27 protein-coding genes, 2 tRNA genes and 2 pseudogenes are annotated in these 24,512 nt (G+C 73.3%); 16 read left to right on the top strand and 15 right to left on the bottom strand.

Features of this window, described 5'->3' with window-relative positions:
• Positions 1-73 precede the first annotated feature (73 nt).
• Positions 74-988, top strand: coding sequence for a helix-turn-helix domain-containing protein (locus OG715_RS09515; RefSeq protein ID WP_266275563.1), 915 nt, complete (start codon positions 74-76; stop codon positions 986-988).
• A 407-nt stretch (positions 989-1,395) separates the two neighbouring features.
• Here OG715_RS09515 and OG715_RS09510 read toward each other — a convergent pair whose 3' ends face one another.
• Together OG715_RS09510 and OG715_RS09505 are read right to left on the bottom strand one after the other, a co-directional pair.
• Positions 1,396-2,514 carry a transposase domain-containing protein gene (locus OG715_RS09510; RefSeq protein ID WP_266275565.1) on the bottom strand — a complete coding sequence of 373 codons (1,119 nt, stop codon included), beginning with the start codon at positions 2,512-2,514 and terminating at the stop codon, positions 1,396-1,398.
• 56 nt (positions 2,515-2,570) lie between these two features.
• Positions 2,571-3,254: a hypothetical protein gene (locus OG715_RS09505; protein ID WP_266275566.1), complete on the bottom strand. Its 684-nt coding sequence runs from the start codon at positions 3,252-3,254 to the stop codon at positions 2,571-2,573.
• Between the two features lie 164 nt (positions 3,255-3,418).
• Here OG715_RS09505 and OG715_RS09500 point away from each other — a divergent pair, with 164 nt between their 5' ends.
• Complete coding sequence (locus OG715_RS09500; protein WP_266275567.1) at positions 3,419-3,799, top strand: VOC family protein; 381 nt, start codon at positions 3,419-3,421, stop codon at positions 3,797-3,799.
• Positions 3,800-3,833: 34 nt separating this feature from the next.
• Here the strand turns inward: OG715_RS09500 and OG715_RS09495 are convergent.
• Positions 3,834-4,202, bottom strand: a pseudogene (locus OG715_RS09495) (MOSC domain-containing protein); the annotation flags it as partial.
• 160 nt (positions 4,203-4,362) lie between these two features.
• On the opposite strand from OG715_RS09495, the gene OG715_RS09490 reads away from it, so the two are divergent.
• On the top strand, positions 4,363-5,034 hold the full coding sequence (locus OG715_RS09490) for a GNAT family N-acetyltransferase (protein WP_266275569.1): 672 nt from the start codon (positions 4,363-4,365) through the stop codon (positions 5,032-5,034).
• Positions 5,035-5,154: 120 nt separating this feature from the next.
• Here OG715_RS09490 and OG715_RS09485 read toward each other — a convergent pair whose 3' ends face one another.
• Positions 5,155-5,703, bottom strand: a complete 549-nt coding sequence (locus OG715_RS09485) for a putative immunity protein (RefSeq protein ID WP_407660959.1) — start codon at positions 5,701-5,703, stop codon at positions 5,155-5,157.
• Between the two features lie 278 nt (positions 5,704-5,981).
• Between OG715_RS09485 and OG715_RS09480 the strand changes: the two genes are divergently transcribed.
• On the top strand, positions 5,982-6,863 hold the full coding sequence (locus OG715_RS09480) for a hypothetical protein (protein WP_266275573.1): 882 nt from the start codon (positions 5,982-5,984) through the stop codon (positions 6,861-6,863).
• The gene (locus OG715_RS09475; RefSeq protein WP_266275575.1) at positions 6,839-7,000 is read left to right on the top strand and encodes a hypothetical protein; all 162 of its coding nucleotides are present in this window, start codon (positions 6,839-6,841) and stop codon (positions 6,998-7,000) included. Before OG715_RS09480 ends, OG715_RS09475 begins: the two co-directional genes overlap by 25 nt.
• Before the next feature lie 72 nt (positions 7,001-7,072).
• Here OG715_RS09475 and OG715_RS09470 read toward each other — a convergent pair whose 3' ends face one another.
• A complete protein-coding gene (locus OG715_RS09470; RefSeq protein WP_266275577.1) occupies positions 7,073-8,353 on the bottom strand; it encodes a serine hydrolase domain-containing protein in 1,281 nt (426 codons plus the stop codon).
• A gap of 385 nt (positions 8,354-8,738) precedes the next feature.
• On the opposite strand from OG715_RS09470, the gene OG715_RS09465 reads away from it, so the two are divergent.
• From OG715_RS09465 to OG715_RS09455, 3 genes are all read left to right on the top strand, one after another.
• Positions 8,739-9,098: a DoxX family protein gene (locus tag OG715_RS09465; protein ID WP_266275579.1), complete on the top strand. Its 360-nt coding sequence runs from the start codon at positions 8,739-8,741 to the stop codon at positions 9,096-9,098.
• A gap of 383 nt (positions 9,099-9,481) precedes the next feature.
• The gene (locus OG715_RS09460; protein ID WP_266275582.1) at positions 9,482-10,303 is read left to right on the top strand and encodes a ricin-type beta-trefoil lectin domain protein; all 822 of its coding nucleotides are present in this window, start codon (positions 9,482-9,484) and stop codon (positions 10,301-10,303) included.
• Positions 10,304-10,510: 207 nt separating this feature from the next.
• Entirely contained in the window at positions 10,511-11,539 is a 1,029-nt protein-coding gene (locus OG715_RS09455) for a polyprenyl synthetase family protein (RefSeq protein WP_266275584.1), read from the top strand.
• Positions 11,540-11,632: 93 nt separating this feature from the next.
• Here the strand turns inward: OG715_RS09455 and OG715_RS09450 are convergent, their stop codons facing one another.
• The gene (locus OG715_RS09450; RefSeq protein ID WP_266275586.1) at positions 11,633-11,818 is read right to left on the bottom strand and encodes a DUF397 domain-containing protein; all 186 of its coding nucleotides are present in this window, start codon (positions 11,816-11,818) and stop codon (positions 11,633-11,635) included.
• Positions 11,819-11,820: 2 nt separating this feature from the next.
• A complete protein-coding gene (locus OG715_RS09445; RefSeq protein ID WP_266275588.1) occupies positions 11,821-12,705 on the bottom strand; it encodes a helix-turn-helix domain-containing protein in 885 nt (294 codons plus the stop codon).
• Between the two features lie 141 nt (positions 12,706-12,846).
• Here OG715_RS09445 and OG715_RS09440 point away from each other — a divergent pair, with 141 nt between their 5' ends.
• On the top strand, positions 12,847-13,317 hold the full coding sequence (locus tag OG715_RS09440) for an ATP-binding protein (protein ID WP_266275590.1): 471 nt from the start codon (positions 12,847-12,849) through the stop codon (positions 13,315-13,317).
• On the top strand, positions 13,307-13,480 hold the full coding sequence (locus OG715_RS09435) for a hypothetical protein (RefSeq protein WP_266275592.1): 174 nt from the start codon (positions 13,307-13,309) through the stop codon (positions 13,478-13,480). The genes OG715_RS09440 and OG715_RS09435 overlap by 11 nt, the downstream gene beginning before the upstream one ends.
• A gap of 22 nt (positions 13,481-13,502) precedes the next feature.
• On the opposite strand, the gene OG715_RS09430 is transcribed toward OG715_RS09435, so the two are convergent.
• Complete coding sequence (locus OG715_RS09430; protein WP_266275594.1) at positions 13,503-14,258, bottom strand: class I SAM-dependent methyltransferase; 756 nt, start codon at positions 14,256-14,258, stop codon at positions 13,503-13,505.
• Between the two features lie 237 nt (positions 14,259-14,495).
• On the opposite strand from OG715_RS09430, the gene OG715_RS09425 reads away from it, so the two are divergent.
• Entirely contained in the window at positions 14,496-15,617 is a 1,122-nt protein-coding gene (locus OG715_RS09425) for a serine hydrolase domain-containing protein (protein ID WP_266275596.1), read from the top strand.
• 16 nt (positions 15,618-15,633) lie between these two features.
• Here the strand turns inward: OG715_RS09425 and OG715_RS09420 are convergent, their stop codons facing one another.
• Positions 15,634-16,863, bottom strand: coding sequence for an alpha/beta hydrolase family protein (locus OG715_RS09420; protein WP_266275598.1), 1,230 nt, complete (start codon positions 16,861-16,863; stop codon positions 15,634-15,636).
• Positions 16,864-17,004: 141 nt separating this feature from the next.
• On the opposite strand from OG715_RS09420, the pseudogene OG715_RS42390 reads away from it, so the two are divergent.
• The 4 genes and pseudogenes from OG715_RS42390 to OG715_RS09400 all read left to right on the top strand — a co-directional run.
• A pseudogene (locus OG715_RS42390) lies at positions 17,005-17,796 on the top strand (DUF7134 domain-containing protein); the annotation flags it as partial.
• A gap of 182 nt (positions 17,797-17,978) precedes the next feature.
• Positions 17,979-18,395 carry a sensor histidine kinase gene (locus tag OG715_RS09410; RefSeq protein WP_266275602.1) on the top strand — a complete coding sequence of 139 codons (417 nt, stop codon included), beginning with the start codon at positions 17,979-17,981 and terminating at the stop codon, positions 18,393-18,395.
• Positions 18,392-19,072, top strand: coding sequence for a response regulator (locus OG715_RS09405; RefSeq protein ID WP_266275605.1), 681 nt, complete (start codon positions 18,392-18,394; stop codon positions 19,070-19,072). Before OG715_RS09410 ends, OG715_RS09405 begins: the two co-directional genes overlap by 4 nt.
• A gap of 153 nt (positions 19,073-19,225) precedes the next feature.
• Positions 19,226-19,564 (top strand): cupin domain-containing protein, encoded by a 339-nt coding sequence (locus tag OG715_RS09400; protein WP_266275607.1) that lies wholly within the window; start codon positions 19,226-19,228, stop codon positions 19,562-19,564.
• A 23-nt stretch (positions 19,565-19,587) separates the two neighbouring features.
• On the opposite strand, the gene OG715_RS09395 is transcribed toward OG715_RS09400, so the two are convergent.
• Positions 19,588-20,433 (bottom strand): PaaX family transcriptional regulator C-terminal domain-containing protein, encoded by an 846-nt coding sequence (locus OG715_RS09395; RefSeq protein WP_266277369.1) that lies wholly within the window; start codon positions 20,431-20,433, stop codon positions 19,588-19,590.
• 50 nt (positions 20,434-20,483) lie between these two features.
• Entirely contained in the window at positions 20,484-21,119 is a 636-nt protein-coding gene (locus OG715_RS09390; RefSeq protein WP_266275609.1) for a GNAT family N-acetyltransferase, read from the bottom strand.
• A gap of 122 nt (positions 21,120-21,241) precedes the next feature.
• Here OG715_RS09390 and OG715_RS09385 point away from each other — a divergent pair, with 122 nt between their 5' ends.
• Positions 21,242-22,312: an alpha/beta hydrolase family protein gene (locus OG715_RS09385; protein WP_266275611.1), complete on the top strand. Its 1,071-nt coding sequence runs from the start codon at positions 21,242-21,244 to the stop codon at positions 22,310-22,312.
• A 13-nt stretch (positions 22,313-22,325) separates the two neighbouring features.
• On the opposite strand, the gene OG715_RS09380 is transcribed toward OG715_RS09385, so the two are convergent.
• From OG715_RS09380 to OG715_RS09365, 4 genes are all read right to left on the bottom strand, one after another.
• On the bottom strand, positions 22,326-23,267 hold the full coding sequence (locus OG715_RS09380) for a serine hydrolase (protein WP_266275613.1): 942 nt from the start codon (positions 23,265-23,267) through the stop codon (positions 22,326-22,328).
• Between the two features lie 139 nt (positions 23,268-23,406).
• The gene (locus OG715_RS09375; RefSeq protein WP_323182270.1) at positions 23,407-23,934 is read right to left on the bottom strand and encodes a GNAT family N-acetyltransferase; all 528 of its coding nucleotides are present in this window, start codon (positions 23,932-23,934) and stop codon (positions 23,407-23,409) included.
• A gap of 165 nt (positions 23,935-24,099) precedes the next feature.
• A tRNA-Met gene (locus OG715_RS09370) sits at positions 24,100-24,173 on the bottom strand.
• Positions 24,174-24,322: 149 nt separating this feature from the next.
• Positions 24,323-24,396 (bottom strand) — tRNA-Met (locus OG715_RS09365).
• Positions 24,397-24,512: the final 116 nt, after the last annotated feature.

Genomic DNA, 24,512 nt, shown 5'->3' with positions numbered 1-24,512 from the left:
GGCGTTCGCATCGCCCCGACCCCATGGCATCGTGGACACGTCAAGTCTTTGTCTCTGCGATGCGGGAGCACCCATGGAACGCGGCAGCGGAACACTGGACCTTGTCGACAGCGAGTGCGAGATGGCGTACGGCGCGGCCCGGCCGAGACTGCGCGAGTACGTGCTCGGCTACCGGGGCTACCGGCTGGATTCGGACCGGCCCCGCCGCCGCCTGGAAGTGCCCACCGACGTGGTGACGTTGACGGTCGGCTTCGACGGATCGCTGCGTCTCACCGACGCCGTCGCCGGAGCCGACAGCGGCTCCTTCGGCTCCGTCCTCGCCGGGCTGCGGCGCACCGCCACCATCGCCGAGCACAGCGGCAGGCTGCACGGCCTCGCCGTCTCGCTCACCCCCCAGGGCGCGTACCGCATCCTCGGCCCGGCGCTCGGCGACCTGGACGGCCGGTGGATCGAGGCGGGGTCGGCGTTCCCCGGTCGGGGCCCGCGCGAACTCGTGGACCGGCTGCGCGAGTCGAGGACCTGGTCGGGGCGGTTCGCGCTGCTGGACGCCTACTTCGACGCGCGGTTCGCAGAAGGGCGGGTCTGGGACCCCTCGGTGAGCTGGGCCTGGGAGCAGCTCCGCGCCTCGCACGGGCAGGCTTCGGTGCGCACGCTGGTGGACAGTACGGGCTGGAGCCGCCGACGGCTGGAGCAGCGCTTCCGCGAACACCTCGGCCTGGCGCCGAAGCAGGCCGCCGACATCCTCCGCCTCCAGCGCGCCCTGCTGACCTACGAACGGCGGCCCGGCTGGGGCGGGGCCAGGATCGCCGACCACTGCGGCTTCTACGACCAGGCGCACCTGGTGCACTCGTTCCGCGCCATGGTGGGCTGCCCGCCGACCGCGTTCTTCGCCTCCCGCCGGGCCGCCCAGGTCCCCGAACCGGCCGACCGCCTGGCCGGCCGGGTCACCACCGCGATCGAGTTCGTCGACGGCGGCCCGGACCACTGACCGGAGTGCGCATTTTTACAAGCCCGGTCCGCCGCCCGCGCGGCATCCTGATCCGACGGGGCGGCTACGGGGGAGCCGCCCCGGAACCGCCGCGGGCGAGACCGCACGCCGCCGCTCAGGGGACCCGGGAGCGGGAAGTCGGCCCGGTCGACTTCCCACTCCCGGATCCCGCCCCTGCTTCCCGCCCCTGCTTCCCGCCGCTGCTTCCCATCGCTGCTTGTACCCCTGCCTCCCGCGCCGCGCCGGCCCGTGGCACGCGCGGGCGACCGGTCCACGCACGGCACGCCCCACCGCGCCGTGCGGGAGCCCCCGGCGCAGCGGCCCCCCGACCGCAGACCCCGCGCCGAGGGCGACGCCGCCGTCCGCGCAGGAAGTCGGCCCGCCCGACTCCCTGCGCGGACGGGGCATCAGGCCCGGCTGGTGTAGTCGACGGCGTACTCGACCAGCAGATGGGCCCAGATCTCCTGATGGACCAGGTCGGGATCGGCGGACCGCACCCCGCCCGGACCGCGCAGGGCCGAGCACGGCCCGCCGTCCGTGGCCGACCGCCGCCGCCATTGACGGTGGGCGTCCGCCAACTCGGCGGCCGTCACTTCCTCCGGGTCCCTGAACGTGGTGACGAGGCGGTCCGCGTCGCCGTCCTCGATCACCCGCACCGTATGGGCGGCGACCGGGTCGGGCTTCGCGCCGGACCACGCCTCCAGGAGGCACTTCGCCCGCTCGCACGCGGGCAGGTCGGGATCGACCAGCACCGACAGGTAAGAGCCGTCCCGCAGTACCTCCAGGACCGGCAGCGGCACCCGGGGCGGGACCCGCCAGCACGTCGCGGCCCCGATCCGGGCCGCGGCGCCGAAGGTCGCGAAGGTGTACCGGCTCCGATCGCCGAGGAGTACCCAGTCGCTGCTGGCCGTGGCCAGCAGCGAGACCGTCATCGCCTCCTCGCCAGGGCGGCGCGGACCGACCTCGGCGTCGACGACGGTGCGCGACCCGCAGTCGACGACGGCCACCACCCGGGCCCCGGGGGTGGTGCCCGGGCGGGACCGCCCGGCGGTGTCGGGGCCGAACTCGGCCGCGTTCCCGGCCGAGCCGGGCACGTCGAGGCCGAACCCCTCGACGGCCATCAGCCGTCGACCGCCGAGCCAGGCCCCGGGGGAGACGACCGGCTGCGCGACCCGGTAGAACGTCTCCCGCAGCACGTCCCGGCCCAGCCGTCGCCGGGCCCGGCCGATCCCCGACGCCGTCAGCGGCCCCGCCGTCACGCCCGGGACACCGTCGAGCCGGGACAGTTCCGCGACGACTGTCCGTGCGACATCCTCGACCGGCTCGTCGGGGAAGAGGCACAGCGCCATCACCAGACAGGCGGTCAGGTGCAGCGGGAGTTCCCCGTCCGGGGCCGGCCCGTCCAGGCCACAGGCCTCGACGGCCTCCTCGATCAGGCGCCGCGGCACCGCCGCCACCAGATCGCCCACCGACACCCCGCCCGGTCGCGCGACCGGGCCCTCCCGCTCAACGGACCCCGAAGCCATGGCGAGGACCTTAACCCGGCGGACGGCCCCGGCGGCCCTCGGCTGCCTCCGCTGCCTCAGCTGTACGCGATGCGTTCGACCTCGAAGAGCTGGGCGGCGCCGATGCGGCCCTCATCCTGGGCGAGCAGCCAGGTCAGCAGCTCCGGTCCGGCGAGCAGTTCGCGGTGGAAGCCGAGCCGGAGGTCCGCGAGCTCCCGCTCGGCGAGCCAGTGGTCGAGCGCGTCCTCGAAGTGGCGCTCCGCCGCCTCGGTGCGGGTTTCGGTCCAGACGGCCAGCCACGGTGAGAGGCTTCCGGTGCAGACGGCCACCGTCTCCAGCACCTCGACGGCCCGGTCGGTGCCCGGGTACTCGTGCAGGGCCGAGCGCCACCAGGCGTCCCAGACGCGCTCCAGTGCCTGCCGCTCCGGCGGGGGCCAGCCCCGGTAGCCGGCCGCGAGCAGCCGGGAGGCGATCATTCCGTAGTGGGTGTGCAGTCGGCCGGTGGTCAGGAGGCGGACGATCCGCGGTGTCGTCCGGTGGTAGAGGGCGGCGAAGTCGTCCCAGTGGTCGGTCGCTTCGGTGGCGACGGAGGAGACCAGATCGTCCGGTACCAGATGCGCGGGGCCCGCGAGGGTTTCGAGATCGGTGTCGGTGTAGCAGTAGGTGCAGCCGCCGACGGTGATCGGGCGCTCGGGCAGCGCCGCGAAGACGGCGTCGAGCGCGTCAAGAGCGGTGCGGAGCTGCTGGTCAGGGGTGGTCATGGGGCACCTGCTGGGAGACCTCGTCCGGCCCACCGGAGAGGAGGGCGACGCTATCACGCTCGCGGTGCCCGGGAGCCGTCCGGGCCATGCGATCGACGCCGATCTGCCCGGCTGGTAAGTTCCCGGGAAGGTGCTTCCTCGTCCCGAGAGAGTGGGTTCTGTCCATGGCGTGCCGGATCAGTGAGATCGTGCTCGAATGCCACGACCCGGAGCTGCTGGCCCGGTTCTGGTGCGAGGTCCTGGACTTCGTCGAGCTCGACCGGGAGGCGGAGGGCTGCATCGAGATCGGCCCGCGCGAGGGCTTCGGCGGACCGCAGTCGACGATCTTCCTCATCCGCACCGACCTGCCCAGGCCCGGGAACAACCGGCTGCACATCGACGTCAACCCCACCGACCGCGACCAGGCCGCCGAACTCGAACGCCTGCTGGCCGCCGGAGCCGTACCGGTCGACGTCGGTCAGCCGGAGGACGCGAGTTGGCACGTGCTCGCCGACCCGGAGGGCAATGAGTTCTGCCTGCTGAGGACCCGCCTCGCCCCCGTCTGAGCCCTCATCGTGACGGCGCGGGCCCGCCGGAACTCCGCCCGGCCGTGCGGCGGTGGACGCTCTCCCCGACGCGCCAGCGCTCGCCGATCAGCGCGCCGTTGACGTCGAGGCCGAGGGTGGTGAGGTTCTCGCCGAACACACCGTTCGCGAGCGGCCGGCCCAGTTCCGCCTGCCAGGCGTCGAGGTCCTCCCGGGCGTAGGCGTAGACGGCCTGGTCGGGACCTCCGTGGTGCTTCACGTCGTAGACCCGGTCACCGGCGAGACCGACCTCTCCGGTGCCCTTGGGGCCGGGAGCGCCGACGAACACCGGCTCGTCGACGGGCCGCTTGTCGATGCCCGTCGCGTCGAGGCCCTTCCACGGATTGGGTCGGGGCCGGCCGATGTTGACCGTGAGCAGCTTCATGCCCGCGACGGTACGGGCCGGAGCAGTCCGGGGGCGAGGGGTTTCCCGGTCGGGCGGCCGTGGACGGCGGCCGTCCGGTGGGTGGAAATGACGTGCGCCGGGTCGTGGGGGCCTGGGAGGCTGCCGGGGCCGTAGTCGTCGATCGTTTCGAGGAGGAGCCGTGGGTTCCGCCGTTGGGGTGCCGCTGCTCGAAGGGCCCGTGCTGGAGGGCGAGTTCGTCCGCCTGGAGCCGCTGGGGCATGCCCATGCGGCGGATCTGGCCCTCGCCGCGACGGAGGACCGGGCCGGCTACGGCTTCACCTGGGTGCCGGCGGCGAGCGACCTCACCGCCTATGTGGACACCCAACTGGCGCGGCGCGACACCGGATGGGTGGTCCCGTACGCCCAGGTGGACCGCGCCACGGGCCGGGCCGTCGGGGCCACGGCCTTCCTGGACCCGCGTCGCCACCCGGCGGACGGCACGCTGTTCGCGATCGAGGTCGGCTTCACCTGGCTCGCGGCCTCCGCCCAGGGCAGCGGACTGAACACCGAGGCCAAGTACCTGCTCTTCCGGCACGCCTTCGAGGGCTGGGGCGTCTCCCGGCTCGACCTCAAGACCGATGCCCGCAACGGCCGTTCCCGCGCGGCCATCGCGAAGGCCGGCGCCACCTTCGAGGGTGTGCTGCGCAACTGGTCCACCTCCTGGGCCCCGGGCGAGGAGGGCCTGCTCCGGGACTCGGCGATGTTCTCGATCACGGCACCGGAGTGGCCCTCCCGCCGCACGGCATTGGAGCACCGCCTCGCCCGCCTGCGGGAACGCCGAGCGGCAGCCGTGGCAACGTCGCGCCCGTGACCGAGGAGTGGGAGTGGGCAGTCGACGGCGTCGACTTCCCACGCCACAGTGATGGTGTTGTTGTGTGTTGCGGTCCTCGGCACTTGGAATGATCGCTCGCCGCCCGTCACCACAAGGCCTTCAGAAACGGCTGCGGAGGGCCGCGTCCAGATCGCGAAGCAGTTCCCCGACGCGCCCTCCACCAGCAGGTGCCGAGGGGTAGCGCCTGAGCACGGCGACGACGACCGGCGCCGCGCGTCGGCGAGCTTGCTCGATGTACTCAGCACCAACTTCGCGATCATCGTCGGCCATAAGTTCGACCGCTCGCGCCGCGTGGGCCGCTGCCCCGAGAATGTGCTTCACCTGGTGGGCGTCGGCCAGCGGATGCAGGTACGCGGCGGCTGCCGCGTTCATCGCTGCTCGCGCCGCATCGACTGCGGTCGCGGTGCCTGCTTCTCGGGCCGCCCTGTGCGCCGCCCACGCGGTGTCGCGCAGTGCCTTCCCCCGTTCGCCGCCCCGAGCGAACGCCCATGCGGCATCGATCGCGTGGCGAGGCCGCGAGTCGGCGGGGTGTGTTCTCTCGAAGATCCCCAGGACTTCCTGGGCGCTCTGCGCGGCATAGCCGGTGACCTCACGAAGGTCCTGCGTGCTCAGTGCGATCTCGCCGGTTTCGTTGGCCACGTGTTGCATCCTCGTCCACCGCACCGGTGTGCCGCTAGTCGGCTGCATGACGGTCGGCCGATCGGGAGCGCGACTGTCGACGGGTGGTCCGGGAGAGGCGTCCGGCGCGGCCGCCCGTTCGCGGACCCAGGGTGAAAGCATGTCCATCATGACAGGTCAGAGCCGCTTTTCGTAGGGCGGAAAGCACAGTTCGGGAGGCTTGTCCGGTCCGTTCCCCGCAGCTCAGAATCTCCTTCGTCCGTCATCCGGAGACAGGGGAAGCGTTGACGATCGATCACGATGCGGTGTTGCGGGCCCGAGTGTTGCTGCTGGGGTCCGGGCGGTTGTGGCCGGAGGACCTGGTCGGTGCGTACCGGGTGCTGGCCGAGGTGAGTCCCAGGGTGTACGGGCCGAAGTTGGTCGACACCCTGCTCACGCTGTGTTACCAGAGTCGGGATCCGAAGGTGAAGGTCGAGCTGGCCGCAGAGGCCTACCGGGCGGCCCGCAGGATGGAGGCCGTGGAGCCGGGCCGGGCGGAGCGGTTGCGTCGGGCCTCGGACGCCTACCAGACTTCGCTGTTCGCCCTCGGGCGCAGGGCGGAAGGGCGCGCGGTCTGCGAGGAGCTGGCCGAGGCCGGCCGCAGCGAGCGGCTGGCGACCGTGCTGGCCGAGGAGGGGCGCTTCGGGGAAGCCGCGCAGCTCAACGAGGTGGCCGCTCGGAAGCGGAGCCCGGACCGGTCCTTCTGGGACCTGGTGCCATGGGCGGCGAACCTTGAGGGCGCCGGGCAGCACGACGCCGCGTCGGGCGTCTTCCGCGAGCTCCTGGCGGAGACCCGGCGGGAGGCGGTCGAGGAGGGCACCGGCCTGCCGGTTCTCGTCTGGGAGCTGGTGCACTTCGCCCGGATGCGGGAGACCGTGGGGGACGGGGCGAGTGCCGCGGCCGCCCGGCGGGAGGCCCTTGAGGTCCTGGAGGGACTCGCAACCACGGGCGAGCCGAGGAAGTCGAGCAGCCTCCTGGAGTGGTGGAAGACGCTTTTCGTCCTGTCGGGGCGGGCGGCCGAACCCGCTGCGGGCCCGGAGTCACCGATGCCGCCGTCCGGCGCAGGATCGGCATCCGCGCGGTCGTCCGCGACGGCGACCACCACTACCTGTTCGAGGAGCGGTTGGTGCCCTGCTTCGACGAGGGCGTGACGCTCGCCCGGCGTCTGCCCGACGACCCCGCACGCCTCGCCCGGGCGCTCACCGACCGGTCGATGTTCCTCGTCGCGGCACGCTCCTTCGAGCGCGCGTTTGCCGACCTCGCCGAAGCGGTGGCGCTGCTCCAGTGAGGCCTGTCCGTCCGGCCGCCGCCGGCTCGTCGCAGCGGTCTGCGGCGGGCCGGCGGGCTGGCGGACTCGGCGTCAGCGCAGCAGCTTCAGGGGCGACCGGCCAGTGGCGTCCTTTGCTGCCGGTGCCGCCCCGGTACCGTCCGGGCCGCAGGCCGCCTTCAGGAGGAGGTCGTCGATCGCCGCGCCGGTCTCGTCGGTCTCGGCCCCCTCCAGGAGGTTGAAGGAGACGGCGAACTGCCGCGAGCCGTCGCGCGCCCCGAGCATGATCGTGTTGTAGCCGGGGATGCCGCCGGTGTGGCCCCAGACCTCGCCGCACGGCAGGTCGTAGCGGATCAGGCCGAGCCCGTAGTGCGCGGCGATCATCGGTGCCGGGACGGCGGTCGTCATCTCGGCCAGCCGGGCGGGCGTCAGCAGCTTGCCGCCGAACAGGGCGGCGTGGAAGCGGTCGAGGTCGGCCGTGGTGGAGATGCCGTTGCCGGCGGCGTCCGCGACGGTCGGGTTGATCCTGGTGACGTCCGCCGGGCCCTCCGGCAGCTGGACGTACCCGTGCGCGTGGGGACCGGGGATCCGGGCGGAGGAGTTCGGGAACGTCGTGCTGTCGAGGTTCAGCGGTTCGACGATCCGCCGTTCCACCTCGCGCTGCCAGCTGCGCCCGGTGACCTTGCGGATGATCATCCCGGTGAGTATGTAGTTGGTGTTGGAGTAGTGCCAACCCTGCCCGGGCGCGAAGTACGGCGAGTGCCCGACGCCGACGGAGACCAGCTCCTCCGGGCGGAAGTCCGTCCAGCGCCCCTGTGCCAGGTACGCGCGCAGGCTCGCCTCGTCGTGGTAGAGGAACCTAGGGTCCTCCAGGTAGTCGAACAGGCCGCTGGTGTGCTGCAGCAACTGCCGCAGGGTGATCGCGCCGCCGTTGGGGACGACGCCCGGCAGGTACTGCTCCACCGGGTCGTCCAACCGGAGCCGGCCCTCGTCGGCCAGCTGAAGGACGACCGTGGAGACGAAGGTCTTGGTCACACTGCCGATCCGGAACCGGCTGTCGGCGCGCACCGCGCGCCCGGAGTCCAGGTCGACGACCCCGGCGGCGTCGCGCGACGGTCGGCGGCCGTTCTCGCGCGCCTCGCCGAGCGCGGCCGTCGCACCGCCGCGCTCGACCAGGGCCCGCAGCTCCGGGCCCAGGTCGACGGCCGGCCGCTGCCGTTCGGCCTCCGCCACGGCGGCGGGCACCCCGACGCCCGCCGCCACCGCGGCCGTCGGGGCGAGCGTGGCGACCGTGGCCCCGGCCACCGCGACGGCGGCGAGCCGCAGGCCGAGCCGGTCGCGACGACGCGGGCCGGCCAGGTGATTGGCGTTCATGGTGTTCCCTCCCGGACCCGACCCCCGGGCCCCACCGCCACGTTCGCATCCGCACCGCCTCACCCGCGTCGTCCTGCGGAAGGCCCTGCGGGGCCTCTGTACTGCCTCTGAACGGCAACTCGTGCTCCCCCTTGGGGCGGGGAAGGAGGGGCACGAAATCCCCTTTGAGGAGCTTGACTTGACCTTCCGCCCGGGGCTCTCCGCTCTGCTTCCTCCATCCGGACGGGCACCGGCCCGGGGCGGAGACGGGTGGTGCCCGGTGTTGTTGATCATGGTGGGTCATCACCCGATCGAGGGGCCCGGGCTGCGCCGATACCTGTGGGGTATCGGCTCGGCGAAAACGGGTCTTGGACACCGGTAGCCCTCCGGCGGTGCACTTCTCACCATGAACATCGCCTACTGGATCCTCGCGACACCGCTCGCGCTCTTCTACCTCTACGCGGGCACGCTGAAGGTGATCCGCAGCCGCGATCAGCTCCGGCCGATGATGGCCTGGGTCGACCGTCTGCCCCTGCCCGCCCTCAGGGCGCTGGGGACGGTCGAAGTCCTGGGCGCGACCGGACTGGTCCTGCCGCCGCTGACGGGCATCGCGGTCCCGCTGGCACTTGCCGCGGCCGGCGGCCTCGTCCTCCTCCAGGCCGGGGCGATCGCCGTCCACCTGACCGGCGGCGACCGCCGGATCGCACTGAACACAGGGCTCATCACCACTGCCGCTGTGACGATTTGGCTGGCCACCGGGCTGTGACGGGGCACGACAGTCCTCGCCCGGTGGAAGGTCAGTCCTCGGCCTCGGACGTCTCCCGGGGGTGGGTGGGGTAGACCGCGTGCCAGTGCTCGGCCGATGGGCACCCCGGTCGGGCACAGCGCGGCCCTGGCCGTCGGCTGGTGCGCCGCGATCGCCCTGGGCGGCTACCGGTGGGCCAGGAAGCTCTACAGCCGCGAGCCCACCGGGTGAGTGCGGCGGTCGGCCCGGGCACGAACGGCCCGGGGAGGAACTTCGAGCGGACACGTTGACGCCGGGCGGTCGATCCCCGAGGCTGGCCCGCGGCCCGGAGAATCTGTCGATCAGTCAACTCAACCGACAAAGTTTCGAGTTGGAAGTTCCCGTGGCCCGGAAGGGATCCTTCGATGCGTCGTGCCCCAACCCTGCTCGCGGCCCTGCCCATGGCGGTGGCGGCTGCCCTCGCCGCACCCTCGGCCGCCCTCGCCTCCGGTCCCGGAGTGCCCGGAGCGTCCGTAGTGGCCGCCTCCGCTCCGGAGGCCCCCGCAGCCTCTCCGGCCTCCCCCGCCTCCCTGGCCTCCGCGCCCGCCGGATGCCGCACCTATGCCGTCATCGGCGAACTGAACCAGTTCGGGGAGTGCACCGGAATCGAACCGCGCCAGACCTGGACGCTCCAGGGCCACTGCGCGTGGAGCATCGGTGGCCGAGTCTACGAAAACTACGTCAACAGCTCGGTGATCGTCGGCAACACCACCACCTCCGTGAACTGCAGCCCGGGCCAGTTCGTCGACGTGCGGATCATCCTCGGCTACGTCCTGCCGCCGGAGGAGCCCGGTCCGGTCCGCCCGCCGGGCCGGATCATCGGACTCGCGGGCAAGTGCATGGAACTGCGGAACGGCAGTCCCGAGGACGGGACGAAGGTGCAGATCAGCGACTGCACCGGCGCGCCCGGCCAGATCTGGCGGCTGGCCATCGGCGGAACCGTCAAGGCGCTGGGCAAGTGCATGGACGCGGTCGGCGGCGGTACGAAAAACGGCACCAAGGTGCAACTCCTCCTCTGCAACGGCAGCGCCGCCCAGCAGTGGTACCGGGAGCCGGACGGCCGGATCGTCAATCCGCAGTCCAACCTGTGCCTGACCGTCCCGGAGTCCAACCCGACCAATGGCAACCAGCTGGTGCTGTGGGACTGCATCGGCGGCGCCAACCAGCTCTGGTCCCAGCCCTCCTGACGGGTGTACGGCGCCCGCGTCCCGGGTCGCCCGCCCGGAGCCTCGAAGGGCTTCGAGTGCGTCGGACCTGTCCCCACCCGTGAACAGTCCGACAAGAGAACCCGACAACCGTCACGGTAAGCACAGTGGCCGCACCAGTGTCCCCGTACCTTGATTCTCGACTCTTTGAACGAACACAAGAGCCCGGTCATTCACACGGAGGACACCATGACGGCAGGCGCACCCACTTGGAGTTCGGACGCCGTGCTGCGGCGGCTGCGCGGCACGGGCGAGGGGCTGATCCGCTCGACCGGTCCCGGTGCGGCCGCCGACCGGGCGATGGGACGGGCCCTGACCGGCTTCCTGGACCGGATCGCCGGGCGCGGCTCGGGGCCGGCCGTGGACGGGATCGTCGCGTTGCCGTTCCTGGTGCACGGGACGCACTCCGGCGACCCGGCGCCGGCCGAACCCGCGGCGGTGGCGCACGTGCTGTGGTGGGTTGCGGCACGCTACCTGGACGACCTGTCCGACGCCGGGCCCCGGCCGCCCGCCGCGGCCGACACGGACAGTGCGGACCAGGAGCTGCTCGCCGTGTTCGGGATCGCCTGCCACCTGGTGGACGAGGTGCTCGACGAGGGGTGCCGCGACGACCCGGCGCGGGCGCTGCGCCTGCGTCAGGAGCTGTCGCGCACCTGGTACCGGGCGATAGCCGGGCAGCTCGCGGACCTCACGGCGACCGCCGCGACGGCGACGGCCGAGGAGGTCATGGACGGCTACCTGGGGAAGACCGGTGCCCCGTACGCCATGGCCGCCGCGATGGGCGCGGTGCTGGCCGGGTGCGACGAGGCGCGGGTGGACGCGTGGCGCGACTTCGGCGCGCGTTTCGGTGTGCTGCGGCAGTTGGTCAACGACCAGCGGGACATCGCCTCGGGACGGTACGAGGACCTTCGCAACGGGACTGCGACCTTCATGGTGGTGCAGTACCTGAAGTCGCTGTCCGGGCCGGAGCGCGTGGTGGCGGAGAAGCTGCTCGTCGGGTGCGCGGACTCCGCGGCGGCCCGGGAGGAGTTCGCGGCGCGGCTGACCGAGCCGAGCCAGTTGCGGGCCTTCGCGGCGGCTGTCGGGCCGCTGATCGACGGGCTGCACGCGAGCATCGACGAGGCCGGCGGGGTGGGCGAGTACGTCGCGGGTCTGCACGCGCTGGTCGACCAGACGGTGAACCTGTACCCGGACTTCCTGCTGGGCGCCCGGGACTGAGGGCAGCCAGTACAGCTGGAATCTGTCGGGCCTGGGGAGGAATGCCGACGGGCCCGCCGCTGGGAAGCGGCGGGCCGTCGGGGGTGTGCTGTTTCAGACGTTGGCGTCTGCGGCGAAGTTGATGAACGCCTTCCACGCGGCTGGCTCGAAGGCGAGTTGGGGGCCGGTCTTGTCCTTGGAATCACGGACATGGACGACACCGGGCGTCTCGGCGACCTCGACGCACTGGGCGCCCTCGTTGCTGCTGTAGCTGCTCTTGAACCACGCGAGTTCGGCCATGCCTACCGCTCTCCCAGAGTCTTTTCGATCAGGGCCAGGGACTCCCTCATGGTGAGTGCCTGCCCCCTGAGGGTGCCGTACCGTGCCGCCATCTTACGGATTTCCACCGGATCCGTGATCAGCCTATTGACGTGCTGGACTTCGACGTAGGCGATCTGTGCGCCTCCAGCTGGCGTGAGCAGGGCGAACGAGCCGCCCATGCCGGCGTTCTCCGTGCGGTCGAGCGGCATCACCTGGAGTTCCACGCCGCGCACCTCGGCCACGCTGAGCAGGTGGCGCAGCTGCGCCTCGTGGATGTCCCAGCCGCCCAACGGCCGCCGCAGGGCACTCTCGTCGATCACCCAGCTCATCACGGGCAGCGGCCAACGGCTCAGGATCTCCTGTCGGGTCATCCGCGCGACGACCCATGAATCGATCTGTTCGACGGACAGCCACGGCCTGCGCATGTCGTACAGCGCCCGCGCGTGCGCCTCTGTCTGCAGCAGCCCCGGGATGTTCAGGCTGCTGTACTCGTGGATCTCGATCGCCTTGGCTTCCTCCGCCGTGAACGCCTTGGAGAAAGCCGGGTGACGCTCACTCACCCGGACCTTCGCCTTCATCACGTCGTCCGCGACGACCTTCAGCGCCCCGCCCGCGTCGACGATGGGGTCCACCACCGTCAGGAACTCGATTCTCGGCGTCCGCTTCCCCCGCTCGATGAGTCCGACCATGTCCTCGCTGTACCCGATGCGCTCCGCCAGCTCGCGCTGGGTCAGTCCCGCCCGTTCGCGGTACAGCTTGACCAACTTGCCCACCGCGCTGTAGAACTCGGCGATCCCGTCCGAGTTCTCCAACGTCTCCCCGTCGTCGGGGACCGTGCGCTCGTTGCGCTCGACGCTGCTCACCATGGGAACCACCCCTGCTCGCACGAGTTTGCGACCGACTGATCCGGGCCTCGCCAACAGGCGGACCCTCCGCTTCCGCACAAGCACGCTCCGTGCCCGCCGGATCCGTGGTCAGCGTACGGCCGTGCCGCCAGGCTTTTCCCCATGACGACCGAAATTCCGCTCGACAACCCCCGCCGCCACACCATCGTCCTCGCCGCGACCGCGAAGGGTGCCTGTCTCTGCCGAGGCATCGTCAGACGTCAACTCGCCGACTGGGGAGTGGACTCCAGTTTCGGCGAGCCGTTCCATTCGGCGCTGCTCATCGTCGCCGAGCTGGCGGCGAACGCCATCACGCACGGGCGCGTTCCGGGGCGCGGGTTCGAGCTGCACATCAGCCTCACCACCACCGTGCGCCGGGGCGCCACCCTCCGGATCGAGGTGTCCGACTGCCGGGGCGACCGGCTGCCCGTGCTCCCGTCGACGCGGGTCACCGACGGGCAGTCGGGGCGGGGGCTGGTGCTGATCGACGCGCTCGCCGACCGCTGGGGAACGGCCCTCCGCGACCCCAGCGCCAAGACCGTCTGGGCCGAACTCGACTTCGCCGATGCCCGCTGCCCCGCCGATGCCCGCTGAATCCCGCCATGCCGCGACTGCCCCCGGCAGCGCCGCGCTCTGCACCCTGCTCCCGTTCGTCCTGCTGCTCGCCCTCCTCGCCTGGGCGTACCCCCTCACCACCCGTCAGCACGGCCGTCCCCGCCCGGCCCCGACCCCCACCGCCGCCGCCACGGCGCGGTGAGGGGGTGTGCGGGCCGCCGCCGTCAGGGTGCCGGCGGTCCGCACACCTCCAGGGCGAGCAGGCGGTACGACGGGTCGGCGATCGGGGTGTCCTGGTCGGGGAGCGCGGCGAGTCGGCCGACCACCTCGGCCACCTGCTCGGCGTCGGCACGCACGCACCAGGGGATGCGGCCCGCGTCGATCGCCTCCCGCCACTTCCTGGCACTGCGCCCCTGTCCGGTGCCGGGGAAGCGGGCCTCACCGGCGGGGCGCAGGCCGTGGGCCCCCGCCCAGTCCCGGATCCGCTCGGTGCGGTCGGGCGCGTGCGGGGTGTACTGGCGGCGCAGTTCGGCGGTGGCCCGGGCGAGGTCGCCGTCCTCGGTGAAGTAGGCCGCCTCCTTGTCGACGGTGGTCACCAGCCTGCCGCCGGGCCGCAGCACCCGGAGGGCCTCGGCGAGCACGGGTTCCGGGTCCGGCAGCAGGTGGAGCAGCCAGACCATCACCACGGCGTCCACGCTCCCCGAGGCGAACGGGAGCCGCGTCGCGTCGCCGCACACCGCCCCGCCGGGTATCCGCCGCGCGGCCGGGACGAGCATGCCGGGGGAGCGGTCGACGCCGAGCACGGTGCGGCCCGGCCGTTGCAGTCGGCGCGTGACGATGCCGGTGCCGCAGGCGATGTCCAGCACGGTCGCGGGGCCCTGCGGCAGCAGTTGTTCCAGGGCGTCCGCCGCCGCCTCGGCCCGGGGTTCGCCGCCCCGGGTGGTGTCGTACGCCTGGGCCTCGCTGTTGTAGTCGATCATGTGGGGCCATGCTCCCGGGGCCGGTCGCTCCGCACAAGGGTGAGCCGCTCGGGTAGGCCCGGAGGATGACGGCAGCCAGGACCAGGGATTCACGGCCGGCCGCCTCCACTCGTCCGCTGAGCCGACGGTCGCTCGCCCGGTGAGCTGACGACCGCCCGCCGGGCTGCGTGATCTTGTGGAACGGCACCCGGGAGTCCGGGATCCGAGCAACACGCACCCTTGCACGAGAGGCACTTCATGAGCCGCTGGAAGGCCGTCACCCTGGTCGTCACCGCCGCCGCCCTGGTCGCCACCGCGGCCGCCCCGGCGACAGCCGCGACCACCGTCGCCCGGCCCGACGCCGTCCAGCAGCGGCTGGACGCGCTGCTGGCGGAGACGGGCGCCCCCGGCGCGCTGGGCACCGTCCGCTTCCTGGACGGGCGCACCCGCAGCTACACCGCCGGGGTCGGCGACGCCGCCACCGGTGCGGCGGTGCCGAAGAACGGGCAGGTGCGGGTCGGCAGCAACACCAAGACCTTCACGGCCGTGGTGGTGCTCCAACTCGTCGCGCAGGGGCGGCTCGAACTGGACGCGCCGGTGGAGCGGTACCTGCCGGGCGTCGTCCGGGGCGACGGGATCGACGGCAACCGGATCACCCTCCGGCACCTGCTCCAGCAGACCAGCGGGCTGCCCAACTACACCCTCCACCTCGGCGACGACGTCCGCCGCTACGAGCCGCGCGAACTGCTCGACATTGCCCTCCGCTACCCGGCCGACGCCGCGCCCGAGGATCACAAGTGGGCGTACAGCAACACGAATTACGTTCTCGCCGGGCTGGTCGTCGAGGCGGTGACGCAGCGGAGCCTGGGCCAGGAGATCGAGCGGCGGATCGTCCGGCCGCTCGGCCTGCGGCACACGTACTTCCCCGCGCCGGGCGACGCGACGATCCGCGGGGCCCACCCGCACGGCTACTACCGCGAGTCGGCGGACGGGCCGCTGGTCGACATTACGGACATGGACCCCTCCTGGGCCTGGGCGGCCGGCCAGCTCGTCTCCACCCCCTCCGAACTCGGCCGCTTCTTCACGGCGTTGCTGGACGGCGAACTCCTGCCGCCCGCGCAGCTCGCCGAGATGCGCGCCACCACTCCCGCAGGGGAGCCGTTCGCGGCGGGATCGGGTTACGGGCTGGGGCTGGTGAGCACGCCGCTGTCCTGCGGCGGCGAGTACTGGGGGCACGGCGGCAGCATCCCGGGCTACGAGACCCGGGTCGGCGTCACGGCGGACGGCCGCGCCGCCACCGTCACGATGACCGTCCAGGCGCCGGACAAGGCGGCCGCGCGGAAGCTGGAGGGCGTGGTCGACGCGGCCCTGTGCCGCTGACGCCGGTCCGGCCGTCTCACCGGTCCAACCGGACCTCCGGGTGGGCGGCCGAGCGGCCGTTGAACAGGGTGGTGGGCCGATGGCGCAGGTGGAGGTCGAAGAAGGCGGCCAGATAGGCGCGTTGGGCATCGACGGCGCGGGCCGGGGCGAGGGTGCCGAGGAACGCGTCGAGCTGTCCGGCGGGCCAGCCGAGGACGGGCCGGGCGGCGGGGAGGAGGGCTTCGAGGTCGGAGAAGGTGCCGTGGCCCGAGTCGCCGAGGGTGAGTTGGCGGCGCCAGGAGCCGAGATGCGGCCACAGCGCGTCCCACATCGCGTCGCGCACCGGGCGGTCGTCCGAGGCGCGGAAGAGCAGCAGCGGGCGGTCCACGCCGTCGGCGGCGGCGGTGCCGAAGACCGGGCCGTCGAGCGATACCCCGGCCAGTACGCGCGGGTCGTCGTGCAGGGTCTGGACGGCGGTGGCGCCGCCCATGGAGTGGCCGACCATGCCGACGGTGGCGGGGTCGATCGCCGCACCGAGGCCCGGCGGGAGGGGGCGGTGCTCGGCGTCGGGGTCGGCGCCGGCCGCGAGCTCGGTCAGCCGGTCCAGGACGAAGCGGACGTCGGCGGTGCGGTAGTCGACGATCCCGGTGTCCGTCATGGCGAACACGGCGGGCTTGTTGCGGATCTCCAGCCGCCCGTCCGGGAAGGTGACCTCACCGGCGTCGAAGGTGTGGTCGACGGCGACGACCACGTACCCGCGCGAGGCGAGGTCCTCGGCGGCCAGGGTGCCGAAGGCGCGGTCGGCGCGGGAGCCGGGGGAGTAGAGGACGACCGGGTGGCGGGTGCCGCGGTCGGCCGGGGCGTCCTGGCGGGAGTGGGTGAGGGGCCAGGCCAAGCGGCTGGGGGCGGCACCGAGGTAGTCGCTCTCCAGGTGGGCCAGCGCGGCCGGGTCGAGCCACGGCGCGAGCCGGTGGGCGGAGCCGCCGCAGGTGGCGGCCGGGTACCAGAGCTGGGCCATCAGTTCGCGCGGACGCGGAGTGGGCGCCCAGAGGTCGGGGCGTCCCGGGTCGACCAGATGGAGGGTGGTGGTGCCGACGGGGTGCGGGCCGGTCGGCGCGGGGAGGGCGAGCGGGATAGTGGCAGCGGTGGTGGCGGCGTGCGCGGTCGCGGGCAGCGCCGCCGTCGTGGCGAGCGCGCCGGTGCTGAGCAGACCGGCGAGCAGCGCGGCGGCCGGGCGGGAACGGCGTCGGGGCACGGTGCGGGGCATGGGCGGGTTCCTTCGAACGGATCGGGTGCTGGGGGTGGTTCCGTGACCAAGGTGACGGCCGGTCCCGGTCCGGCGCGTCCGGCCGGGGGCATACGACCGTGGTCGGATGTCCGGCCGTCCGCCGGTGGCTAGCCTGGCCGGGTGCAGAACCAGCCGACGGCCGGACCCGCGCCCGCACGCCCCGCCACCCGGGCGCCCTGGACGAAGCGGCTCGCGCCCTTCCACCGGGCGTGGACGGACCCGCTCGTGGCGCTGGCAGGCACGGCGGTCACCGTCGTCCGGGTCCTCGACGCCGCCCGCGACTTCGACCCGCACGGCCGCGGCAACCCGCCGCTGGAGGGCTCCGCCGCCCTGGCCGCCGCCGTGCTCGCCACGGTGGCGCTGGGGACCGCGCTGGCGCTCCGGCGGCGGTGGCCGGCCGCGTCGTGCTGGATCGCCGTCCTCGCCTGGGTGTTGTCGGTGGCGGGCTGCCGGCAGCCGGCGGTCGGGCTGGTGGTCGGCGCGTGGGCGGTGCCGGTCGGGGCGCTGGCGGTGTACGCGGCTGCCGCCGAGGACCGGCGGGCCGGGTGGGCCGGTCACGGGCGGACGGCGCTCGGCGTGGCCGTCCTCGGCTGGGCGGTCACCGCGACGGCACCCGACGAGGTCTTCGGCAATCTTCCGCTCGCCGTTCTCGCCCAGACCGCCGCCTGGGCGGTGGGGCGCGCCGTGCGCGGACACCGCGCGCACACCGCCGTGGCCGCCGAGCGCCGGGCGGCGCTGGAGCGGGCCGCCCGCTCGGAGGAACGGCTGCTGCTGGCACAGGAGGTGCACGACGTGGTGGCGCACAGCCTCGGCGTGGTGAGCGTCCAGGCCGGCTTCGGCCAGTACGCGCTGGCACACGCGGGAGCGGACGGCGGCGCGGAGGCGGCCGGGACGGCGCTCGCGGCGATCCGGGCCGTGAGCACGGACGCGCTGCGCGAGACCCGGACGCTGCTCGCCGTCCTCCGGGAGGACACCGGGCCCCGGGAACGGCCGCCGGTCCCCGGGAACGGCCGCCGGTCCCGGGGCCCGCCCCCGGGCTGGCGGCGGTCGATCTGCGGCGGCTGGCGGAGTGGGCCGGTGCGGGTGGGGTCGCGGTGGAGGTGCGGATCCGCGGGCGGGAGCGCGAACTGCCGCCCGGCGTCGGCCTGTCCGGGTACCGGATCCTGCGGGAGGCGCTCGCCAACGTGGTCCGGCACGCGGGCGCCGCCCGGGCCCGGGTGGAGGTCGAGTACCGGGACGACGAGCTGTGGTTGGAGGTCACGGACGACGGGCCCGGGGACGGCGCGCGTCCACGCCCCGCACCGCCGGCGGGCACAGGCAGCACGGGCGGCACCGGACTGGCCGGGATGCGGGAACGGGTGGCCCCGTACGGCGGTTGGTGCGTGGCCGGGCCGACCCCGGCGGGCGGCTTCCGGGTCAGCGCCGGGCTGCCACTGGCCGGGGCCGACTCCAGCTCCGCAGCCGGGGCCGACTCCGGGTCGGGCTCCGCAGCGATGGAGCACCGGCCGTGACGGTCCGGGTCCTGGTCGCCGACGACCAGGCCCTTGTCCGCGCCGGGTTCGCCGGAATCCTGCGCCTCGCCCCGGGCTTCACGGTCGCGGGGGAGGCGGCGGACGGCGCGGAGGCCGTCGAACTCGCCGACCGGGAACGTCCGGACGTCGTCCTCATGGACATCCGGATGCCCGGCCTGGACGGGATCGAGGCCACCCGCCGGATCGTCGCCGGACCGTCGGGCAGCCGGGTGCTGATCCTCAGCACCTACGCGCTCGACACCTATGTGCGCGGTGCGCTGCGCGCCGGGGCGGCCGGCTTCCTGCTCAAGGACGCCGAACCCGTCGAACTCCTCGCCGCGGTACGGGCGGTGGCCGCCGGAGAGGGTGCGCTCGCGCCCGGCATCGCCCGGCGGCTGATCACCGAGTTGACCGGGCTGCTGACCGCCGGGCCGGGCGCCGCCGACGAGGACCCGGTGCGGGCCCGGGCGCGCACCGCCGTCCTCGCCCTCACGGCCCGCGAGCGCGAGGTGCTGGCGCTGGTCGGCGACGGGCTCACCAATCCCGAGATCGCCGCTCGCCTCCACATCACCGAGGGCACCACCAAGACCCACATCGGGCGACTGCTCCACAAGCTCGCGTCCCGCGACCGCGTCCGCCTCGCGATCCTCGCCCACCGGGCCGGACTGTCGCGCTGAGGCGCTTCCGGAGGCACGGCGCCGCGCGAGGTTTTACCAAACGGTCGACCAACGGGCCCGGCCGCTCGGATAGCGTCCAGCTCGTCCCCTTCGAACAGCATCGCGGTCCTGTCCTGCCCTCCCGGCGGGGTGGGCCCGTCATGGAGGTATGCCGTGAACCCGACCGCCGTGAACCCGCCCGCCGTGAACCCGATCGACCTTTCCGCCGCCGCGTCCGCGCTGACCGCCCCGTGGGAGTCCCGGCTGCTGGAGCAGGTGGGCACGGCCGCCGTGAAGGTCCTGCGGATGGACGGACGGCCGCTGCCCGTCGAGGCCCACGACAGTCCGGAGGTGCTGATCGTCCTCTCCGGTCGGCTCGAACTCCTCCTGGACGGGGCCGAGTCGACGGTCGGCCCGGGCGAGCTGTGCCGGATCCCGGCGCGGGCGCCGCACGCCGTCCGCCCCGGCAGTCGGGGGATCCTGCTGATCGTCGAGGTCCCCGAGGAGGAGTGAGTCCCGAGGAGTCGCTTCCGAGGTCAGCCCGTGGCCCGGTCCGCCGCCTCCCGGGTGATGTCGGCGTAGCGGTGGAAGAGCGCCGGGCGGGCCTCGCCCCGGTCGCGGGCGTACAGGGCGGCCCAGCAGCGGGCGATCCGCTCCCGGGCCCCGGTGCCGGGCCAGGGCCGGGGCAGCAGTTCGGGCGGCAGCAGCGGATCGGGCTCCATCGCGCGGGTGAGCTCGGCGGCCAGCTCCACCGCGACGGTGAGGAGTTCGCCGGAGGAGAGTTCGGCAGGGCCGGTGAGCCGGTCGAGCCGGGGGCCGACGACACGGTCGAGGCGGTGGTAGCGGTCGGCGATCTCCGCCAGGGGCCACAGCTCCCGGGCGAGTTCGGCGGGCTCCCGGGTGTCGCCCCGGCGCAGGTCGGTCGTGGTGAGGAGGGTGAGCCCGCCGTGGGCGCCCAGGCGGTGGGCCGCCTCCTCGACGTACGGTTCCCAGGCGTTGGCGCTGACGTACAGACCGCCCTGGAGCGGGGCACCGCCGAGGTGGACCAGCGTCTCGCGCAGGGTGTCCCGGGCGGCGCGTGCCGATTCGGGCACCGCGAAGGCGGCCAGGTGCCAGATGCCGTCCCAGGGCGCGGCCCCGGCGTCCTGGCGGAAGGCGTGCCGCAGGAAGTCCACGTCGGGGGCGAGGTCGCGCAGGGTGTCCGGGGCCGCGTGCAGCTGCGCCCTGCGGCCCCGGCCCTCGTGGGTGAACCGGCCCTCGGCGACGAGTCGCTTGACGCACAGCCGGACCTGCTGGTCGCTCATGCCCAGGGTGTTGGCGACGCTGTACAGCTCGTCGGCGCCGACGGTGCCGTCCTCGCGGACCAGCGCGTGGACGAGCATCCGGGTGGGGACCTCGACGTGGTCGGTTCCGGTGTCGTCGGTTCCGGTGCTCACAGTCCTGTCCTCCGGTCGGTGCCGACGGGTCGGCGCATGGTGGTGACCGCGCCGAAGCCGAGAAGTCGCCGCAGGTAGGGCGTCTCCTCGGTCCGTACGGCCGTGAAGCCGCGCCGCTCGTACAGGGCCCGGGCGCGCGGGTTGGTGTCGATCACGTCCAGCCGGATCTCCCGGAAGCCCTGCTCCGCCGCGACGGCGGCCACCTCCTCGATGAGCAGGCTGCCGACGCCCCGGCCGCGCAGGTCCGGATCCACGGCGATCCCGTCCATGAGGAGCTGCCCGGCCCCCGGCCGGCGTTCGAACAGGGTGAGGAGCAGGACGCGGTGCAGCCCGCGCAGGCGTCCGTACGCGCGCAGCACGGCGCCGGCCGTTCCTCCGGTGAGGCCCCGGCCGCCGAGCCGGTACCCGGCGAGGCCGACGAGCCGCCCGTCGAGCAGGGCGCAGACCGCGCGGTCGGCGTTGAGGTGGGCGGCGATGAAGGGCACGGCCTTCTCGGGCGGGTCGAGGGCGGGGCGGAGCTTGCGGCCGAAGGCCTCCCAGTACAGCTCGGCGGCCCGCCGCTCGGCCCCGGCGGGGAGGCCGCGCCGCACGGTCACCGTTCCGGCGCCCGGGCCCGGTGCGTCGAGTCCCATGCTGTGCCCCTCTTCTTCCCGATCCTTGCAGCCAGGACTCAAATCTATCAGACTCGCCACGATCGTTGCTGTTCTGATAGTTCTAAGGCCGGAATCGGAATCGGAACGGAGGTGACCGTCCCGTGCGTCACAGGACCCAGCCCCGACGGCGGGGGCTCCGCATCGCCGTGTGGTCGCTCGTCGCGGTGCTGCTCGTGGGTACCGGCCTCGTCGGCGCGGTGCTGTGGCAGAACTCCTACGACATGGACGAGCGGAGGGTCTCGATCCGCCACGGCGGCCACGTCCTCAACGGCGTCCTCGCCGTCCCCAGGGACGGCCGCGAGCGCCACGGACTCGTCGTGTTCGTCCACGGCGACGGCCCCACCGACGCCACCCACGACGACGGCTACAAGCCCATCTGGGAGGCCAACGCCAAGGCCGGCTACGCCTCCCTCTCCTGGGACAAGCCCGGCGTCGCGGGCGCCCCCGGCAACTGGCTCGACCAGTCCATGGACGACCGGGCCGACGAGACGGCCGCCGCGATCGCCTGGGCCCGCGCCCGTCCGGACATCGACGGCGACCGGATCGGGCTCTGGGGCGCCAGCCAGGCGGGCTGGGTCCTGCCGAAGGTCGCCGCCAGGACGCCGGTGGGCTTCGTCGTCGCCGTCTCGCCCGCGATCAACTGGCTCCGGCAGGGCCGCTACAACCTGCTCGCCGAACTGCGCGCCGAGGGCGCGTCGGCGGCCCGGACCGAGGCCGAGACCGCCAGGAGCGACGCCGTCCGGGAGCTGCTCGCACGGCATGCGGGCTTCGAGGAGTACCTCGCGGCCATGGGCGGCGACGCGCACGGCATGACCGCCGACCGCTGGGGCTTCGTCTCAAGGAACCACACCGCCGACGCCACCCGGGACCTCCTCGCCCTGCGCGGCGTCCCGGTGCTGCTGGTCCTCGCGGGCCAGGACACCAACGTGGACACCGCCGATACCGAGCGCGGCTACCGCGAGGCGCTGGACACGGGCGGCGCGGGCGGCGCGCTGACGGTCGAGCACTACCCGGACGCGGCGCACTCGCTGCTGAAGCGGTCCGTCGAGCAGTCGGAACTCAGGATCACGCTCACCGCGCTCTTCTCGCCCCGCTCGCTCTTCGCGGACGGATTCCTGGACGGCCAGCGGCAGTTCCTCGACGGGCTCGGCCGGGACCCGCGTCAGCGCTGAGCCCGCTCGGCGCTCAATTCCCGGACAGGGCCTCGGCCGCCGCCAGGGCCACCGACTCCACCAGGTCCACCCCGTCGGTGTCGGTCGGATTCCCGTCCGAGACCACGGCGATCAGCAGCTCGTGCCCGTCCCGCTCGACCCGGCCGATGCTGTTGATCACCCACAGGCCGTCCGTGTCCCTCGGCAGCCAGCCGTTCTTCACCTCGAACCCGCCGTTGCTCGCCGCCGCGCCCACGCCCCAGCGCTGGTCGTCCTCCACCTGGTCGAGCAGCTCCTGGATGTAGGCCCGGGAGGTCGCGGAGAGCAGCGAATCGTCGGTGAAGACCTGGCGCAGCAACCGCAGTTGGTCGTCGGCGGTGGTCGAGGTGAGGCCCCAGTAGCCGTCCTGGCCGGCCTCGGTGGCGGTCAGGCCGAAGCGTGCGTTGGCGGCGTCGAGACCCGGGTCCGCGCCGATCTCGTCCCACAGGCCGGTGGCGGAGTCGTTGTCGCTGTTCTCGATCATCGTGGTGGCCAGGTCGCGCTGGGCGGCGGTCGGCGTGGTGCCGAGGTCCTGCGTCCGGAGCAGCAGCGCGGCCAGTATGTCGAGTTTGACGATGCTGGCGGTGGCGAAGTCGTGGCCGGGGCCGCCGTAGCTGAGCGACTGCCCGGTGCCCAGGTCGGTGACCGCCACCGAGACCGCGCCCTCGGCCCGGTCCACGGCGCTGTGCAGGGCTGCGACGGCGGCACCGGTGGAGGTGTCGGGAGCCGCGGCGGTCGTGGGGGTGGCCGTCGGGGCGGGCGTCCTCGGGGCGACCACCGGCGGCGCGGACGAGGTCGTGTCGGCCACGACGGACAGCTGCGGCCGGCTCTCGACACCGCCGGACGGCCCCTGCAACGCCGCGGCCACCGCCCCCGCGGCGACGAGCAGGCCGACCGGTACCAACACTCTTGCCCGGGAGACGCTTCGTATCGCCATGATCGATGAGAGTAGGGCGCGCGGCTTCGAACATCATGAGGACGGCATGGATGTTTTCTCAGTACTCGTCGGCCGTCGGACCGTCCGGACGTGTGACGGCCCTTTCACGGTACTCCTGGCCGGATCCGAGCGGCGCAGGTCAGGAGGACGTGGGCCGGAGTCGGCGGAGCATCACGGTGTACGCGGGACTGCCGGCGACCGGCAGGGTCGGGCCGACCGGGCGGTAGCCCCAGGACTCGCCACGGGCCCGCACGCGGGGCTGGTCGGCCTCGGCCAGGAGGCACACCAACTCCTCGGGCCGCTCCTCCAGCAGGGCGTCGTGCAGCCGCCGGGCGAGGCCCTGCCCGCGCCAGGCGGGGCGGACCATCAGCTCGGACAGGCCGAAGGTCGCGGCGGCGTCCGGGGCGGGGCCGAGCAGCCCGCGCCACCACTCGCGGCCGGCCGTCAGCGGTGCGCCGTAGGCGAAGCCGGTCGGTTCGCGGCCCTCGTAGGAGACGGCGCAGGAGAACCCGGGACGGCTCGTCCAGTGGTCGACGACCTGGTGGAACCGCTGGGTGAACGGGTCGAGCATCCGGTCGGCGCGGGCGTCGGCGTGGATGCCGAGCAGCAACTGGTCGAAGTCGAGCGGCAACTCGTGGTGGTAGTGGATGATCCTGGCGACGGTCACGGGAGGCTCCATCGGTCGCGGCAGCGGTCGGGCCACTCTTGCGCACCACGCGCTTCCGATGCCAGGCCCTGCGGATTTCCGGGGCCGGCTTTTTCATTGCGGGAACGGTACTGGGAACGGCGAAGGCCCGGAGGACGGATCCTCCGGGCCTTCGTTGCTACTGAGTAGCGGGGACAGGATTTGAACCTGCGACCTCTGGGTTATGAGCCCAGCGAGCTACCGAGCTGCTCCACCCCGCGTCGGTAAACACGACCTTACGGCATGGGGAGGGCGAAAAGCGAATCGCTTTCGGACGGAGGTGCCGGGACCGGCTTTTTCGTTGGGGGAACGGTTCCGGGAACGGCGAAGGCCCGGAGGACGGATCCTCCGGGCCTTCGTTGCTACTGAGTAGCGGGGACAGGATTTGAACCTGCGACCTCTGGGTTATGAGCCCAGCGAGCTACCGAGCTGCTCCACCCCGCGTCGGTAAACACGACCTTACGGCATGAGGAGGGCGAAAAGCGAATCGCTTTCGGCCAGGGCGTCGAGAAGCCGATTCTTCTGTTCCGGGAACGGCGAAGGCCCGGAGGACGGATCCT

It is taken from the genome of Kitasatospora purpeofusca, assembly GCF_036010405.1.
GTDB lineage: Bacteria > Actinomycetota > Actinomycetes > Streptomycetales > Streptomycetaceae > Kitasatospora > Kitasatospora purpeofusca.
The sequence above is the reverse complement of the archived record's forward strand: the minus strand, read 5'-3'. Positions and strand labels throughout refer to the sequence as shown.